At 36.5% G+C, this 16,411-nt stretch carries 14 protein-coding genes and 1 tRNA gene; 7 read left to right on the top strand and 8 right to left on the bottom strand.

Annotated elements, in window-relative coordinates; all coding sequences use genetic code 11:
- Positions 1–3 precede the first annotated feature (3 nt).
- The gene (locus GYM74_RS12140; protein WP_220218453.1) at positions 4–963 is read right to left on the bottom strand and encodes an aminoimidazole riboside kinase; all 960 of its coding nucleotides are present in this window, start codon (positions 961–963) and stop codon (positions 4–6) included.
- Between the two features lie 283 nt (positions 964–1,246).
- Here GYM74_RS12140 and GYM74_RS12135 point away from each other — a divergent pair, with 283 nt between their 5' ends.
- Positions 1,247–2,716 carry a glycoside hydrolase family 32 protein gene (locus GYM74_RS12135; RefSeq protein WP_220218452.1) on the top strand — a complete coding sequence of 490 codons (1,470 nt, stop codon included), beginning with the start codon at positions 1,247–1,249 and terminating at the stop codon, positions 2,714–2,716.
- 46 nt (positions 2,717–2,762) lie between these two features.
- Here GYM74_RS12135 and GYM74_RS12130 read toward each other — a convergent pair whose 3' ends face one another.
- Positions 2,763–3,764: a LacI family DNA-binding transcriptional regulator gene (locus GYM74_RS12130; protein WP_220218451.1), complete on the bottom strand. Its 1,002-nt coding sequence runs from the start codon at positions 3,762–3,764 to the stop codon at positions 2,763–2,765.
- Positions 3,765–3,969: 205 nt separating this feature from the next.
- On the opposite strand from GYM74_RS12130, the gene GYM74_RS12125 reads away from it, so the two are divergent.
- Together GYM74_RS12125 and cysE are read left to right on the top strand one after the other, a co-directional pair.
- On the top strand, positions 3,970–5,226 hold the full coding sequence (locus GYM74_RS12125) for an oligosaccharide MFS transporter (RefSeq protein WP_220218450.1): 1,257 nt from the start codon (positions 3,970–3,972) through the stop codon (positions 5,224–5,226).
- 169 nt (positions 5,227–5,395) lie between these two features.
- On the top strand, positions 5,396–6,163 hold the full coding sequence (cysE, locus tag GYM74_RS12120) for a serine O-acetyltransferase (RefSeq protein ID WP_366915689.1): 768 nt from the start codon (positions 5,396–5,398) through the stop codon (positions 6,161–6,163).
- 56 nt (positions 6,164–6,219) lie between these two features.
- Here the strand turns inward: cysE and GYM74_RS12115 are convergent, their stop codons facing one another.
- From GYM74_RS12115 to recN, 5 genes are read right to left on the bottom strand one after another with little or no spacing between them, the layout of a single operon-like run.
- On the bottom strand, positions 6,220–7,056 hold the full coding sequence (locus GYM74_RS12115) for a mechanosensitive ion channel domain-containing protein (RefSeq protein ID WP_220218448.1): 837 nt from the start codon (positions 7,054–7,056) through the stop codon (positions 6,220–6,222).
- A gap of 57 nt (positions 7,057–7,113) precedes the next feature.
- Positions 7,114–7,707: a nucleoid occlusion factor SlmA gene (gene slmA, locus GYM74_RS12110; protein ID WP_220218447.1), complete on the bottom strand. Its 594-nt coding sequence runs from the start codon at positions 7,705–7,707 to the stop codon at positions 7,114–7,116.
- On the bottom strand, positions 7,704–8,162 hold the full coding sequence (gene dut / locus GYM74_RS12105) for a dUTP diphosphatase (protein WP_220219673.1): 459 nt from the start codon (positions 8,160–8,162) through the stop codon (positions 7,704–7,706). Before dut ends, slmA begins: the two co-directional genes overlap by 4 nt.
- A complete protein-coding gene (gene coaBC / locus GYM74_RS12100; protein ID WP_220218446.1) occupies positions 8,140–9,372 on the bottom strand; it encodes a bifunctional phosphopantothenoylcysteine decarboxylase/phosphopantothenate--cysteine ligase CoaBC in 1,233 nt (410 codons plus the stop codon). Before coaBC ends, dut begins: the two co-directional genes overlap by 23 nt.
- 52 nt (positions 9,373–9,424) lie before the next feature.
- Positions 9,425–11,086 carry a DNA repair protein RecN gene (gene recN / locus GYM74_RS12095; protein WP_220218445.1) on the bottom strand — a complete coding sequence of 554 codons (1,662 nt, stop codon included), beginning with the start codon at positions 11,084–11,086 and terminating at the stop codon, positions 9,425–9,427.
- A gap of 342 nt (positions 11,087–11,428) precedes the next feature.
- On the opposite strand from recN, the gene GYM74_RS12090 reads away from it, so the two are divergent.
- From GYM74_RS12090 to metF, 3 genes are all read left to right on the top strand, one after another.
- Positions 11,429–11,980: a DUF1440 domain-containing protein gene (locus GYM74_RS12090; protein WP_065562709.1), complete on the top strand. Its 552-nt coding sequence runs from the start codon at positions 11,429–11,431 to the stop codon at positions 11,978–11,980.
- A 183-nt stretch (positions 11,981–12,163) separates the two neighbouring features.
- Positions 12,164–14,437 carry a 5-methyltetrahydropteroyltriglutamate--homocysteine S-methyltransferase gene (gene metE / locus GYM74_RS12085; RefSeq protein WP_220218444.1) on the top strand — a complete coding sequence of 758 codons (2,274 nt, stop codon included), beginning with the start codon at positions 12,164–12,166 and terminating at the stop codon, positions 14,435–14,437.
- Positions 14,438–14,540: 103 nt separating this feature from the next.
- A complete protein-coding gene (metF, locus tag GYM74_RS12080; protein ID WP_220218443.1) occupies positions 14,541–15,416 on the top strand; it encodes a methylenetetrahydrofolate reductase [NAD(P)H] in 876 nt (291 codons plus the stop codon).
- Positions 15,417–15,456: 40 nt separating this feature from the next.
- Here metF and GYM74_RS12075 read toward each other — a convergent pair.
- Positions 15,457–15,533, bottom strand: a tRNA-Met gene (locus tag GYM74_RS12075).
- A gap of 213 nt (positions 15,534–15,746) precedes the next feature.
- Here GYM74_RS12075 and GYM74_RS12070 point away from each other — a divergent pair.
- Positions 15,747–16,169 (top strand): GFA family protein, encoded by a 423-nt coding sequence (locus GYM74_RS12070; protein ID WP_220218442.1) that lies wholly within the window; start codon positions 15,747–15,749, stop codon positions 16,167–16,169.
- Positions 16,170–16,411: the final 242 nt, after the last annotated feature.

Raw genomic sequence — 16,411 nt, 5'->3', positions numbered from 1 at the left:
AAATTATGCCATTTGTTTAGCGGTTAAGGCTGGATTGTCGCCAATAAATGATTGTAAAAATGCGCTATCGGGTAGCGCCGTCAACGCCCCTTTTTTGGTTGTTGCTAATGCACCACAGGCACTGGCAATAGTCATCATGCTTTCTAGCATTAATTTATCTTCGGGCATTCCTGATGAAGCAATGCTACTTAACAATCCTGACACAAAAGCATCCCCAGCGCCCGTTGTATCAACACTATTGACATGATAGGAATCAAAAGAAAATCGTTTACCTTGCCATATAACAATACTGCCATCTTTTCCTTTAGTTATTAACTTAAGCGGAGCATTATAATGCTGTGTTAATTTATTTAAGGCATGATGCCAATCATCACTTTCTGTTAACCAAAATAGCTCTTCATCAGACAGTTTAAGGATATCGGCATCATGGCAAAATTGCGTAATAACCGTGCGCATTTCGTCTTTATCTTGCCACATCTGTTCGCGCAAATTAATATCAAAGCTAATCAACCCATTTTTGGCCGTCAGATCTTCAATTGCAGTTTTTAGCGTTTGCCGGCAGGTATGCCCCACCAGTGCAAGAGAACAAAAATGTAAGATATCTTGATTAAAATTAGGCAATGCTTGTTTTGATAAAAATTGATCGGCCGAAGGAGAGACTAAAAAAGTAAAGCTACGTTCGCCATTATCACCCAAATCTACAACAACAGTACTTGTTCTATGATTATCGTCTTTTTCAAGGCTTTGACAGTCAACATGGTATTGTTTGAATGTCTTTTCCATAAAATGACCAAATGGATCGTTACCGACTCGGCCAATAAACGCTGAAGGAAGTCCCAATTTAGCAACACCAATAGCAACATTAGCCGGCGCACCACCAGCGCAAGCTTGATAATTCATATCGCCAAATGGCAATAAATCTATAACGGCATCCCCAAGCGACCAGACTTTTGTGTTATTCATTTAATTACTCTATATAATATATGGTTAATTTGGTTGAAAATTTATTACTGTGTTGGCAATTTGTTGTTTAATTTAGCCAATTAGGTATAGATTAGACTTTGTTTAACAATTAGTCATTAACAATAGACTAAATGATTTCTAAAAAAATTCATTGTTAACGTTAAAAATATGTGATTAACATCACATATTTTACTGTTTATTTTGCCTATAGTTAACGTTAACAATTAAATTGATGTACCATGTTATTATATTAATCATATATAGGATGAACAAAGGGGATTTTATGTCTACTGCTATTGATAAAGCTAATCAAGCTATTAAAAAATTAGAAAGTAAAATGAATAAACAGTATTATCCGCATTTTCATTTGGCGCCACAAGCGGGTTGGATGAATGATCCTAATGGTTTGATTTACTTTAAAGGGCAGTATCACGCCTTTTATCAACATCATCCTTATGATGAAAATTGGGGGCCAATGCATTGGGGGCATGCTGTTAGTGATGATTTAGTAACATGGCGAAGATTACCGATTGCTATTGCTCCGGGTAATGAATATGACAAAAGTGGATGTTTTTCGGGTTCTGCTGTCGATAAAAATGGTGAACTGTGTTTGATTTATACCGGCCATATTTGGTTAAAAGGTGAAGGTAATGATGAACAAATCCGCCAAACCCAATGTCTTGCTACCAGTAAAGACGGTATTCATTTTGAAAAACAGGGCACAATTTTGACGCCAGAAGACGGCATTATGCATTTTCGAGATCCAAAAGTCTGGCAACAAGATGATTTATGGTGGATGGTCGTTGGCCAACGTGATAGCAATGATGTGGGGCAAATTTTACTTTTTCGATCTCAGGATCTTAAAAAATGGCAATTCGATCATGTGCTGATCAGCGATATTGATCCCAATGTATATATGCTTGAATGCCCTGACTTTTTCCCTCTCGGCGATAAATGGATATTGATGTTTTCACCACAAGGTATGAAAGCTAAAGGTTATCAATATCGTAATCGATTCCAATCCGGCTATATTGTGGGTAACTGGCAACCGGGAAAAACATTCTCCGTAATTAAACCATTTCAAGAAATGGATTTTGGCCATGATTTTTATGCACCGCAGTCGTTTCTTGCCGCTGACGGTCGCCGCATTGTTTTTGCCTGGATGGACATGTGGGAATCTGTCATGCCTAGTAAAATGGATAAATGGATGGGCGCTTTTACCCTGCCTCGTGAACTGATTTTAGATCGTCATAATAATGTTCGTAACAGACCAATTAAAGAGCTTGAAGCATTGCGTGAAAAACCGCAATCATTATCCAATATTGTATTAAATAATGAACTTAAAAATACTCGCATAGAATCTATTAGTTGTGAGTTAAAAGTTGAAATCGATTTAACGCAAAGTAATGCTGAACGTTTTGGCTTACAACTTGCGGCAACCGAAGATGGTAAGCAGGCGACGCTTTTATATGTTGATTTACAATCAAACCGTATTGTACTTGATCGCAGTCTTTCCGGGCTTGAATTAAAAGGTTATCGTAGCGTTCGTTTACCTAAAACGAAAAAATTAACTCTGCATGTGTTTGTAGATGCTTCCTCGGTTGAGGTCTTTGTTAATGGCGATCTATATAGCTTTTCAAGCCGTATTTATCCAAAATTACCGGCTCAAAGAATGATTAATCTATTTGCCGAAAATGGTCAGGTGGTAGTGACGCAATTAGATAGTTGGCAATTAAAATCGATTTATGCCTAACCAATCTTAAATCCACCACAAAAAAGTGGTGGATTTAAGATCCTGCTTATAATGATTCTCGTTGTGAAAAGGGAGATGCCACTAAGGTGGTTTTTTTCTGTGTGTTACCACCAATAATATGTAAAGCCGCTTGCTCGCCGATTTCGTAATGTGGAAGCTGTACCGTTGTTAGTGGTGGGTAGAACAATTCGCCAGTACCAACCATATTATCATAACCTAACACTGCAATATCGTTTGGAATATTAAAGCCCTGACTAAGTAAGAATTGATAGGCAACAAAAGCAATTCGATCATTGCCACAAATCAATACATCAAATTCCGGTTTATTTTTACAATGCTGTTTTAGTATTTCCACCGTCATCATATACTCTTGTGCAAGGTCATGTTGTAATACTGTGTGATAGCTAAGCATATCATCTAAATTTCGACCCGCATCTAACCATGCTTGCTCTGCTGCTTTGCGCCGAATATTACCGGCTAATGTGTTTTCAGATAGATAGATACAAAGTGGTTTTTGATAACCTTTTTTAATAACCTGTTGCATTGCCAGATATTGACCGTTGTAATCATCAGGAATATAACAGGCAAGCTGCTCGGAATCACTGATACAGTTAGCTAATACAACATCTTTGCCTAGGAGTTTTTCAGGTAATTCTACTTTTCTTAGCCCCATTGTCGTGTAGATAATTCCGTCAGGGCGATAAGATAATAACGTGTTAATTGCATGATCGGGCTGTTTATCATCAAACAAATTAACAATAAAGGTGTTCCAGCCATGTTGTTGAGCAGTTTTTTCAATGGCTTGTAAAAGCTCGACAGAAAATGGTGTCATTGCCGTTTCTAATGCCAAAACACCAATAGCGTGTGGGGCGGTATGATCACCGCGTATTTTACGGGCGGATAAATCCGGAACATAGTTAAGTTGCTCAATCGCCTTTTTGACTCGTTTATAAGTCTCTTTATTTAGTTTTTCCGGATTATTAATTGCACGTGATACCGTCATCAATGATACCGATGCCAACTTTGCAACATCCTTAAGTGAAACCATAGTTAAACCCTTTTTGCTCAGCATTAAAAGATTAATTATTCAAATTTATTATTTTGATGATACCACAAATAAAAATGATAAAAAGTGTGAGGTAAGTAACAATTATGATAATCGATACTATCTATTTCATATTAATTATGACAATAATGTTAACCTTAACATGTTAACGTTAAACTTCAACAACATAAGAGTAATGAATATGAATATGAATATTATATATAATAGAAACTATTGGTTCTCATCAGGTTACCTTATTACTTTTTATGCAGCTTGGTCGCTTTGGTGGTCTTTTTATGCCATTTGGCTAAAAAGTAATATAGGATTATCCGGCGAACAATTGGGAATTGTTTATTCCGCTAACTCAGCTGCTGCCATGTTTTTTATGATCTTCTACGGTGTTATTCAAGATAAATTACAAATCGGAAAGGCGATAATTACCTTCCAAAGTATTGTAATGATTCTTATTGGGCCATTTTTAATATATGTGTATGAACCTCTACTTAAAAACGATTTTATTTTGGGAGCTTGCATTGGAGCACCGGTGTTAAGTGCTGGCTTTATTTCGGGTTGTGCATTAATTGATTCGTTTATCGAGCGTATTAGTCGATTATTTGGTTTTGAATTTGGACCCGCTCGATTTTGGGGATCATTTGGTTATGCGATTGCTACATTCATTGCAGGTATCTTATTTGGTATTAATCCGCATATTAACTTCTGGATGGCATCGGTTATTGCTACAACCTATTTTGTCATTAACCTTGCTTTTAAACCTAAACACGATCCAGCATCAAAAACCGATAACAGTAGTGAAGTTTTAGCTAAAACAAAATCAACGATACCAACCATGAGCGAAATTTTTTCACTATTTGGTATGAAGAAGTTTTGGTTATTTGTCTTTTTTATCATTGGTACCAATAGTTTTTATACTATTTATGATCAGCAGTTATTTCCTAATTTCTATACCAGTTTTTTTGAAATACCCGAAGATAGTTATGAAACCTATGGTTATTTAAATTCCTTCCAAGTCTTTTTAGAAGCGGGCTTTATGATTTTGGCTCCTTATTTTATTAATAAAATGGGCGCTAAAAGATCGCTATTAATTGCCGTATTAGTGATGATTTGTCGCATTGCGTTATCTGCCACATTGGATAATGTTTATTTAATTTCATTTGTTAAACTCTTTCATGCTATCGAAACACCGTTATTTATTTTAGCGGTATTTAAATATGTAGTTGCGAATTTTGATGCAAGGTTGTCTTCTACCCTTTATTTAGTCGGATTTAATATTTCATCAAATATTGGTGTTATTGTGCTGTCATGGATAGTCGGTAAGTTATTTGACAATAACGGGTTTACAACCACGTTTTATATTCTTGCCAGTATTGTTCTTACAATTTTACTCATTGGTATATTTACTCTATGTGATGATAAAAAAGCTAAGCTTCAATCCCATCAATCATGAAATATATAGATAAAATGGAAACAAATTGTTTCCATTTTTCTGTTTTTGATATCGGTTAATGCAGACAATGCTTGCTTACTTGTTAAGTTTGAGAAACAATGTTCACTATATTGATTAATATCTATAGGTAGTTGTTGTGAACAATATAAAAACGGTTGTTAAACCCGATATGCTATGGCAAGCCATTCGGCAAGAAGCGACAGAATTAGTTGAAAGTGAACCCATGTTAGCCAGTTATTTCCATGCAACGCTATTAAATCATGAAAATTTAGGCAGTGCATTAAGTTATATTTTGGCAAATAAACTGGCTACGCAAGTTATGCCAGCAATTGAAATTCGAGAGATAGCCCGTCAAACGTATGAGGCTGATAAGGGGATTATCAAGGCTGCTATTACCGATATTTTGGCCGTTTATATTCGCGATCCGGCAACCAACTACTACACAACGCCATTACTCTATTATAAAGGTTTTTTATCTTTACAAGCATACCGAATAGCACATTGGCTTTGGATGCAAAATCGTAAATCTTTAGCCACATTCTTACAAAGTCAGATTGCTATTGTTTTTGGTGTGGATATTCACCCTGCGGCAAAAATTGGTTGTGGTGTGATGTTTGATCATGCAACTGGCATTGTAATTGGTGAAACGGTTGTGATTGAAAATGATGTTTCTATTTTACAATCAGTAACACTAGGCGGTACAGGTAAAGAAAACGGTGATCGTCATCCTAAAATTCGAGAGGGAGTAATGATTGGTGCACACTCTACTATTTTAGGAAATATTGAAATTGGCAAAGGGGCTAAAATCGGTGCCGGTTCAGTGGTATTAGAGCCAGTGTCTGCGCACACAACTGTCGCTGGCGTGCCGGCAAAAGTGGTTGGTTGCCCCGACTGTGACAAACCAGCGCTAAATATGGATCAAGACTATTTAATTTAGTGAGGTGGGTAAAATAACCTATCCGTTATTGGTTAGCAGATAGGTTATTAATCTATTTAATGGTTTGGATTAACATTGACATCCATAGTTGGATAAGGAATGTTGATGCCATTTTCAGTTAAGCTGTTTTTAATATTTTCAAGTAACTCGGCCTTGACCGATCCATAATTGGCATTAAGCGTCCAAACTAAGACATTAAAGTTCATCGACGAAGCATCTAAAAGATCCAAACGAATGATGGCCTCTTTACTGGTCAAAATATTCTGAGTTTGGTTAACTGCGTGTGTTAACACTTGATAAACTTTTTGAATATCAGAATCATAACCGACATTAATTACTAAGTCTAAGCGTCTTTCCGGTAAACGAGTATAATTGATAATATTGGCACTCACTACCTGACTATTAGGTATCACCACCAATTCATTGGTTGGAGTAATAATTGTGGTAGAGAAGATTTGAATTGAGTCTATTACACCTCGTTGATTATTAATAATGACTGTTTCACCCACTTTAAATGGGCGAAAAATTATTAAAATTACCCCTGCGGCAAAGTTAGATAGTGACCCTTGTAAGGCTAAACCGACGGCTAAACCGGCTGCACCGATTACAGCGACAATTGAAGCGGTTTGTACACCTAATTGGCCTAATACGGCAACCAGCGATACAATAATAATGGCATAATAAGATAAAGCACTCACAAACTTAACTACTGTCGGATCGACATCACGACTGGTTAAAATGCGTCTAAATTGACGACTAATAAATCTGGCAATCATCCGCCCAAGGATGAAAATAATAATGGCAAAACAAAAATGGGCGATATAATTTAGAACAACACTATCATATTTTTCAATAAATAAGATGATTTGTTCCATAGTATTTTCGAAATTCATAATGGAATCCTTGATAGTTGATCACGTAATTGATACATAAAAGTAGCTAGTTATTTTTTACACTAATTGTTTAGCTAATAATGCCCAACGTGTCTCAAAATTTATCGTCGGTAGATACTCGAATCCTGAACGAGAATAACGGGACATCATACCTTCACAGAAAGCTAATAATTGGCTCGATAAAATTCGCTCGTCGGTGGTAAATCCAACTCCTTCACGGATTTTACGCTCTCGTAAAACTTGCTTAATTTGTGTTTCTATTCGTTCAAATAGTTGGCTGATGCGTTCTTGTAATTGATCTTGTTCAAACATTAAGGCATGCCCGGTCATAATTCGGGTTAAGCCAGGATTTTTTTCTGAAAAGCCTAATATCAACGCTAAAATTAACTTCAAACGAATCATTGTGTTAGGCTCGTCTTGTAAGATAACATTGATACGAGAAAGTAAAATATCCTCAATATAGACAATTAAACTTTCAAACATTTTGGTTTTACTTGGAAAATGACGATAGAGCGCCGCCTCAGACACCCCAACGGTCGCGGCTAGTTTAGCAGTAGTAATTCGCTGTGTCCCTTCATTGGATTGAAGCATTGTTGCCAACGCTTGTAATATATCCTCTTTGCGATTTTTATTTTTATTACTCACAATCATTTTTTACCCGAATGTCCAAATCCACCTTCACCGCGCACTGACTCGGTAAATTCATCAACAATATTAAATTCAGCTTGAACAACTGGCACAATAATTAATTGCGCAATTCGATCGCCTTGTTCAATCACAAAAGGCGTTTGGCTTCTGTTCCAAATTGGTACAAACAGTTGCCCTTGATAATCAGAGTCGATTAAACCGACTAAATTACCTAATACAATCCCATTTTTAGAGCCTAAACCGGAGCGAGGTAGAACTAATGCGGCTAAATTTGGATCAGCAATATGCATTGATAAACCCGTAGGGGTTAAAATGGTTTCGCCTGGCTTGATTTCGGTTGTTTTGTCAAACATTGCACGCAAATCAATACCCGCTGATCCTTCAGTGGCATAGGTTGGCAGTGGAAATGTCTCACCTAAACGTTTATCTAATATTTTAATATCGATTTTTCTTTTCATCATGACTCGCTTTATATCGTATTATCAATGCTTCAAGTAAGTGTTTGGCTAATTGCTGTTTATTATCTAATGGTAATTTTTGCTCACCATTTTGCCAGTAAAGGGTTAATGCATTTTGATCTGAATTAAAACCAATACTTTTATCGGAAACATCATTAGCACAAATTAAATCTAAATTTTTGTCAGTTAGTTTTTTAAGGGCATAAGCCTTAACATTGTTGGTTTCGGCAGCAAAACCTACTACAAAAGGGCGCTGTCTTTTTAATGCAGCAACAGTGGCAACAATATCTGGATTTTTGACTAATTTGATAATTAGCTCATTGTTGTCATCTGTTTTTTTTATTTTTTTCTTGGCGATTGTTTCAGCACGGTAATCGGCTACGGCAGCACAAGAAATAAAAATAGACGATTTTTTGGCAAACTTGATAGCTTCATTATACATTTGATTTGCACTTTTAACATCAATTCGATTGACATTATTCGGTGTATCTAAATTTACCGGTCCACTAATAAGAGTGACCGTTGCCCCCATTTCAGCCGCAGCTTTTGCAATAGCAAAGCCCATTTTACCTGAACTGTAATTGCTGATATAGCGGACTGGATCGATTTCTTCAATCGTTGGTCCGGCGGTAATAGTAATTGATGTTCCGGCAAGTAAAGATGAATCAGCGAAGTAACGATCGAGTTGGTTTATCATCGTTTGTGGCTCGAGCATTCTACCCGGACCACAATCACCGCACGCCTGAAAACCTGTATCCGGCCCTAAAATTAGGCAATTTCTGGCACTTAAAATGGAAAGGTTATGTTGCGTTGCTGCTGCTTTATACATTTGTTGATTCATCGCCGGCGCTATAGCTATTGGCGCTGGTGTTGCTAAACAAACAGTCGATAATAGATCATCAGCAATACCATTGGCTATTTTGGCAATGATATTTGCAGTGGCGGGTGCGATTAAAACTAAATCAGCCCACTTTGCCAGCTCAATATGGCTCATTGATAATTCAGCTGACGGATCAAACAGGTCGCTTGATACAGGGTTTGCGGATACTGCCTGTAGTGTTAGCGGTGTGACAAAGTGGCTCGCTGACTCAGTGAGTACCACATGTACCTGCGCCCCGGCTTTTTTTAATTGGCGAACAAGATCAGGGCATTTATAAGCTGCAATGCCTCCGGCAATCCCTAATAGAATATGTTTACCCGCTAGATTCATGATCGAGTTTCCTTTATAGCCAAATCGAAAGCGTTATATTACCACAATTCAATTAGATAATAAGTAGCTCTTTCGCATTGGCTAATGTTGCATTAGTAATTTTATCCCCGCCTAAAAGCCGTGCCAGTTCGTTTATACGACCCTTTTCATCCAATTTTTGCATATCGGTTGATGTTTGTTTACCGTTGGTTTCTTTACTGACAAAATAGTGTTGATTGGCTTGACCAGCTACTTGTGGTAAATGCGTGACTGTAATAACTTGTGTTGATTGACCTAATTGTCTTAACAGTTGCCCTACCTTTGCCGCTGTAGAGCCACTGATACCGACATCGATTTCGTCAAAAATTAATGCAGGTGTATCCATTTTTTGCGCAGTTAAAACTTGAATGGCAAGGGCAATACGAGATAACTCCCCGCCCGATGCAACTTTAGCCAATGGTTGTGCGAGTTGACCGGCATTAGTTGTTACTAAAAACGTGACTTGATCGGCACCATCTTCATTTAACCGATTTTCATCATAGGCAATTTCAATACTAAATTGCCCATTTGGCATCGATAACTCATGCATAATAGCAGTCACTTTTTTCGCTAAGGTTTTACTGATGGCTAAACGTTTTTGATGTAATTTACTGGCAAGTTCTAATGTGACTTGGTGGTATTTATTAATGTCAGCTTTCAGTTGTTCGCTTTGTTCGTCTTGTTGATTAATTTGCTTAAACTCAGCTAAAAGATTTTGATGTAATTCCGGTAAAGCTTCAGGAGCCACATGGTGTTTACGAGCTAAGGCTATTTGTTTTGAAAGTCGCTGTTCAAGTTGCATCACACGGGCAGGGTCAAGCTCTAAACTCTCACTATAATGGCGTAGTTCGTAGCTGGCTTCTTTAATTTGAATGGAAGCTTCCTCAAGTAAATTACAAATATCGCTTAGAGTTGGATCTAAAGCCGATAACTCCTGTACGGTATGTTTCACGCTATTGAGTAAGTTACTGACATTATATTCTTCGGCTTCGTCCAACAGCATCACTGATTGTTGGCTAAGCTGAATTAACTGTTCACTGTTGGAAAGGCGTTTATATTCTTCATCAATTTGCTGATATTCACCTTCAATAGGGGAAAACTCATTAAGCTCTTTAAGTTGATATTGTAAAAGTTGAATATGTGCTTCACGCTCTTGTCTGGAGGTTTGATATTGCTGATAAGTTTGACAAGCTGTTTTCCACTGTTTATATGCTTGATTCATTTGACTAAGCAACGATGGCTCATTCATATAATGGTTAAGTAAAAGCTGTTGATAGTCACTACGTAAAAGTCGCTGAGGCTCATGTTGACCATGAATTTGAATCAATAGTTGTCCTAAATCTTTCAGTTGTGATATTGGTACTGCCCGACCATTAATAAAGGCTTTAGAACGTCCATCTTGGTTAATAACTCGTCGTAAAATACACTCATTACCTTCATCTAGCTGATTCTCAGTTAGCCAAGAAAAGGCAGCGGGGGTGTCATCAAGCACAAAGCAAGCTGAAATATCGACACGATCAGCGCCGGATCGGATAGATGAAGCATCGGAACGATTCCCTAAACAAAGCCCTAATGCATCGATCGCAATCGATTTACCTGCACCTGTTTCACCCGTAATTGCGGTCATCCCTGTTGTAAAATCCACTAACAACTGATCGACGATAGCAAAATTATTGATAGTAAGTTGAGTTATCATAATATTTTTAATAAACAGTACTATTGATGATAAAAACAGTATAGCAATAAAAACACTGTAAATAAATACAGTTTTTATATTTTATGAGTAATTTGTAATGTGTTAACTAATTGAGTATCCATTATTATTTATTGTTGCTAACAGTTAAATAATAAAGGCTTCATTGATTTTTGATAATATATAAATGGATTGAGTGTTTTTATTTGACACTTTCATTTTAAAACAAGTTTTATCGATTGTTATAATAGATTTTTTTGTTTATTTATCTTGTTTTTCCTCTTTTAACACCCATTAATATGCAATATAATTCGAAGAATTTTAACAATAAATAGGAAATTTTAAATGTTTGGAAATAAAATAAATCGTCAAATTATTGTTTGGACTACTCTGATTGGTGGATTCATTAGCGCACTGGTTAAATGGGGTTCTGAAGTTAATATGCCTCCTCGTGTTCCTGGGGAAATTTCACCACCTGCGGCACACATTGATGCATGGCTTGGTTGGTTAGGCATTAATTCTCATTCACTTGATTATGTTTACCAAACGGCAATCGTTTCGGGCGCAGTAACACTTTATCACTGGTTATTTAGTTTTGCCTTTGCCTTCGTTTATGTATTTATTGCCTACTTCTGGAATAATATTCGATTATGGTATGGTGCATTTTATGGCATTATCATTACCGTTATGATGCACGGTTTTTTAATTCCGCTATTAGGTTTTCGTCATCCCGCTTATGATCCGCAAGGCACCGTTGGTTGGTTATGGAACCTAAATGGTTATGAACTTTGGAGTGAAATTTTAGGGCATATCTATTGGGGTGTATCGATCGAAATCTGTATGATCGCTGTGCTTGCTCATTTTTCAAGACCAATCCGTGGCGAATGGCGCCAGTAGTTAATTTATTAATTTTCATCTATTTCAATCCTTCTGTTGAAAAACTGAGGGATTTTTTATACCTTTTGATATAGCTAAAAACTATATCTTTTGATAAAAAACTAGAATTATTCAATAACATTTTTTTTTGCTATCTTTTTAACCACTAAAGAAAAGTGCTAAATGCTAAATAAGGAAAAGAAAATGAATACTGCAGTTATTGGATATCCTCGTGTTGGTAAACTTCGTGAGCTTAAATTTGCAACCGAAGCTTATTTTAAAGGTAACAAAACCCAAGCTGAATTATTAAATGAAGCAAAAGCCCTACGTGCTGAACATCTACAACAACAAGCCTCACATAAAATTGCTTTAATCTCATCTAATGACTTTTCATTTTATGATGCAGTATTAGATACGGCCTGTTTACTGAATGTTATCCCGAAACGTTATCAAGATTTAGGCTTACCTGAACTCGATCGTTATTTTGCCATGGCGCGTGGTTATCAAGGTGAAAAAGGTGATGTGCGAGCGTTGGCAATGAAAAAATGGTTTAACACTAATTATCACTACTTAGTGCCAGAAATTGAAGATTCACTACAAATAAAATTAGCCTGCACCAAACCTTTTGACGAATATCAAGAAGCCAAAGCACTAGGTATTCAAACCAAACCGGTTGTGATTGGCGCATTAACCTTTTTCAAATTAGCACAGTATTTAGGTAATAAACAGCTTGTTGATTTTAAAGCCGATATTATTAAAGCCTATCAAGAAATTATTCAGAAATTTACTGCACTTGGTGCGCAGTGGATACAAATTGATGAGCCAATTTTAGTGACTGATTTAACTCATGAAGATATCGCTTTATTCAATGAGCTTTATCAGTCAATTTTATCAGTTAAAGGTACAACCAAAGTGGTTTTACAAACTTACTTTGGCGATGTGCGTGATTGTTACCAACAATTAGTGGCGTTACCATTTGACGGTATCGGGCTTGATTTTGTTGAAGGTAAACAATCCTTAGCATTACTTGAAAGTCATGGTTTCCCGGCTGATAAAGTGTTATTTGCTGGTGTGGTAAATGGTAAAAATATTTGGAAAAATAATTATAAAAAAACATTGGAATTAGTCGCAAAAATTAAGCAAAAAGCGGCAAACATTGTGATTAATACTTCCTGTTCGTTACTGCATGTACCTTATACATTACAAAACGAAACTAAATTAACGATTCAACAACGAGCTTATTTTGCTTTTGCTCAAGAAAAGCTACAAGAGTTAGCTGAACTGGGTGAATTAGTCAAAGATTCAAATTTTGAAAATAGTCCGGCTTACAAAGCAAATCAAACCCTATTTACGCGTGAGCGTGAAGGAGCAAATCAAGCGGTACGTCAAAAAGTTTCGGCTTTAAAAGCGTCTGATTTTACTCGTCTACCGGAATTTTCAGTACGTGAAGCAGCACAGAAAAAAGCCTTTAATTTGCCATTATTACCTACAACAACGATTGGTTCATTCCCGCAAACACCTGATGTACGTTTAAACCGTGCAAAATTCAAGAAAGGTGAAATTTGTTTAAATGAATATACCGAGTTTAACAAACAAAAAATTGCAGAATGCATCAAGCTTCAAGAACAGATTGGTATTGATGTGTTAGTTCACGGCGAATTTGAACGTAATGACATGGTTGAATATTTTGGTGAAAGCTTAAATGGTTTTGTCTTTACTGAAAAAGCATGGGTGCAATCATATGGTACTCGTTGTGTTAAGCCACCCATTGTATGGGGTGATATTTCACGCTCTAAACCAATTACCGTTGAATATTCACAATATGCACAAAGCCTAACTGACAAACCCGTTAAAGGCATGTTAACTGGCCCAGTGACGATCCTTAACTGGTCGTTCCCTCGTGAAGATATTTCACAAAAAGAGTCAGTATTCCAAATTGGTTTAGCAATCAGTGATGAAGTGTTAGATCTTGAAGCGGCCGGCATTAAAGTCATCCAAATTGATGAAGCAGCGTTAAAAGAGAAATTACCATTACGTAAAGCTGATTGGAATAGTGAATATCTTGATTGGGCTATTCCGGCATTTAGATTAGTACACAGCAAAGTACAAGCTGATACACAAATTCATACACATATGTGTTATAGCGAATTTGCTGACATTATCAAAGATATCGATGCCATGGATGCTGATGTGATTTCATTTGAAGCATCACGTTCTAATCTACAATTGATTGATGTACTTAAAGCCAATAACTTTAAAACTGAAGTTGGACCGGGTGTTTATGATATCCATTCACCACGTGTACCACCGGTTGCTGAAATCAAAGCAACAATTGAGAAGTTACTGGCAAAAATTGACAAGCAAAAACTTTGGATTAATCCGGATTGTGGTTTAAAAACTCGTGGTGAGAAAGAAGTTGTTGCAAGTTTAGAACATTTAGTTCAAGCAACATTAGAAGTTCGAAAAACGCTTAATTAACACTGTTGCGTTAATTAATTTGCTTTACCTTAATTTCCGCCGCCGATTTTGGCGGCGGAAATGTCAGTAAGGATAATAGTAATCACACCAATGGATGATACAGATGAAAACAAATTTACTCTTTAATAAAAAAACCGTGTTCTCTTTTGAAGTTTTTCCCCCTAAAAAAACGTCACCTTTAGAGACAATCTATAGCACATTGCGTGAACTTGGTTACTTCAAACCTGATTTTATCAGTGTTACTTATGGCGCTGGTGGTAGTTTGAATGGTCAAACGACAATTGATATCGCCCACTCTGTCAAACATACTTATGGCATTGAAAGTGTTGCTCATTTGCCGGGAATTAATTTTGATAAAGCAGAAATGCAAAAAATTCTTCATGATCTTAAATGTGCCGGTATCGATAATGTGCTTGCACTGCGAGGCGATATTAGCCCGACAGTTACACCTAAAGATGATTTTCGCTATGCCAGCGAGCTGGTTTCATTTATTAAAGAAAATGGTGATTTTAATGTGATTGGGGCATGTTATCCTGAAGGACATCTTGAAGCATCAACGCTAAAACAAGATTTAATACATTTAAAAGAAAAGGTGAGTGCCGGAACAGATCAACTCATATCACAGCTATTTTTTGATAATGACTATTTTTATACTTTCTTAGACAAAGCCCGTGATATGGGAATTAATGTACCAATTGAAGCAGGGATTATGCCGGTAACGAACAAAAACCAAATTGAACGTATGGTATCGATGTGTGGCGTAAATCTACCGAAGAAATTCAAACAGATGATGGAGAAATACGAGCATCACCCTGATGCGTTCCGTGACGCCGGTATTGCTTATGCTATCGATCAGATTGTTGATTTGGTTTCACAAAATGTTGACGGTATCCATTTGTACACCATGAATAATAGCTATATTGCTAGAAGAATTAGTGAAGCTGTATCAACGCTACTGGCTGTACCGAAATCAGAATAGTTTATTATTAAGAATAATTTAGAATAGATTTTTGAGGAATTGGTTGCGGGGGCTGGATTTGAACCAACGACCTTCGGGTTATGAGCCCGACGAGCTACCAAGCTGCTCCACCCCGCGTCAAAGAGGTGGCTATATTATAGTAATAAAATAATAAAGCAATACCTTTTTGCTTAATCGAGCTAATTTTAAACATTTTTAAACAAATAAATACGGTTTTTTTACTAAAACGTAGGGTGTTTCTGAAACTTCTTGACAAGATTTGCTTGTTTTTTAGTTATAATGATTTAGGTTTGAGTAAAAATTATTCATTTCAATCAAAAAGGAGTATTTATGTCAACTGAGTATCATGGGACATGTTTATGTGGCAAAGTTAAGTTGGTTGTCCCTTTCAAAAACTTACATTTAAGTGCCTGTCACTGTGAAACCTGTCGGAAGTGGAGTGCCGGACCTTTTATGTCATTAATGTATAACGGTGAGCTTACCGTAGAAGGTCAAGACAATATACGTCATTATCCTTCATCACAATGGGCTGAAAGAGCATTTTGTCAGCAGTGCGGATCTCACCTTTATTATCATTTAACCGGCACACAAAATTATTATCTTGCTGCCTGGATTTTTAATGATATTAAGAATTTGGATTTTACATCAGAGGTCTTTATTGACAAAAAACCAACTTGTTACGCTTTTGCTAATCCGACGCAGAAACTGACAGAGGCCGATATTTTAGCTATAGTTAATCAAAATTCTAAATAAATACAATTAATTAAATCGTCGACAATTTAAATAAAAATTTACTTATAATTTGGATATAGCAAATAAATAAGATGCAACATTAGTCAATGGCAAGTGATTAAGGTTTATTTAGCGTAAAGTTAATACAAGTGCGAAAAGCCTGCAAATTATCACCATTTTTAAATCAACCTTAGTACTATATTTTAATCGTACTAAGGTTCTTGTTTTGCGCAAATCTGTCAGCCGCTATGTATTTTACAGGC

The organism is Gilliamella sp. ESL0405, from assembly GCF_019469205.1.
Classification (GTDB): Bacteria; Pseudomonadota; Gammaproteobacteria; order Enterobacterales; family Orbaceae; genus Gilliamella.
The sequence above is the reverse complement of the archived record's forward strand: the minus strand, read 5'-3'. Positions and strand labels throughout refer to the sequence as shown.

What these genes read in the sequence shown, in the direction of transcription:
- GYM74_RS12130 (WP_220218451.1), bottom strand. Translation starts at nt 3,764, where the DNA reads ATGGTTTCACTTAAGGATGTTGCAAAGTTGGCATCGGTATCATTGATG.
- GYM74_RS12070 (WP_220218442.1), top strand. Translation starts at nt 15,747, where the DNA reads ATGTCAACTGAGTATCATGGGACATGTTTATGTGGCAAAGTTAAGTTG.
- cysE (WP_366915689.1), top strand. Translation starts at nt 5,396, where the DNA reads ATGCTATGGCAAGCCATTCGGCAAGAAGCGACAGAATTAGTTGAAAGT.
- metE (WP_220218444.1), top strand. Translation starts at nt 12,164, where the DNA reads ATGAATACTGCAGTTATTGGATATCCTCGTGTTGGTAAACTTCGTGAG.
- GYM74_RS12140 (WP_220218453.1), bottom strand. Translation starts at nt 963, where the DNA reads ATGAATAACACAAAAGTCTGGTCGCTTGGGGATGCCGTTATAGATTTA.
- slmA (WP_220218447.1), bottom strand. Translation starts at nt 7,707, where the DNA reads ATGATTGTGAGTAATAAAAATAAAAATCGCAAAGAGGATATATTACAA.
- GYM74_RS12115 (WP_220218448.1), bottom strand. Translation starts at nt 7,056, where the DNA reads ATGAATTTCGAAAATACTATGGAACAAATCATCTTATTTATTGAAAAA.
- recN (WP_220218445.1), bottom strand. Translation starts at nt 11,086, where the DNA reads ATGATAACTCAACTTACTATCAATAATTTTGCTATCGTCGATCAGTTG.
- GYM74_RS12135 (WP_220218452.1), top strand. Translation starts at nt 1,247, where the DNA reads ATGTCTACTGCTATTGATAAAGCTAATCAAGCTATTAAAAAATTAGAA.
- coaBC (WP_220218446.1), bottom strand. Translation starts at nt 9,372, where the DNA reads ATGAATCTAGCGGGTAAACATATTCTATTAGGGATTGCCGGAGGCATT.
- GYM74_RS12090 (WP_065562709.1), top strand. Translation starts at nt 11,429, where the DNA reads ATGTTTGGAAATAAAATAAATCGTCAAATTATTGTTTGGACTACTCTG.
- metF (WP_220218443.1), top strand. Translation starts at nt 14,541, where the DNA reads ATGAAAACAAATTTACTCTTTAATAAAAAAACCGTGTTCTCTTTTGAA.
- dut (WP_220219673.1), bottom strand. Translation starts at nt 8,162, where the DNA reads ATGAAAAGAAAAATCGATATTAAAATATTAGATAAACGTTTAGGTGAG.
- GYM74_RS12125 (WP_220218450.1), top strand. Translation starts at nt 3,970, where the DNA reads ATGAATATTATATATAATAGAAACTATTGGTTCTCATCAGGTTACCTT.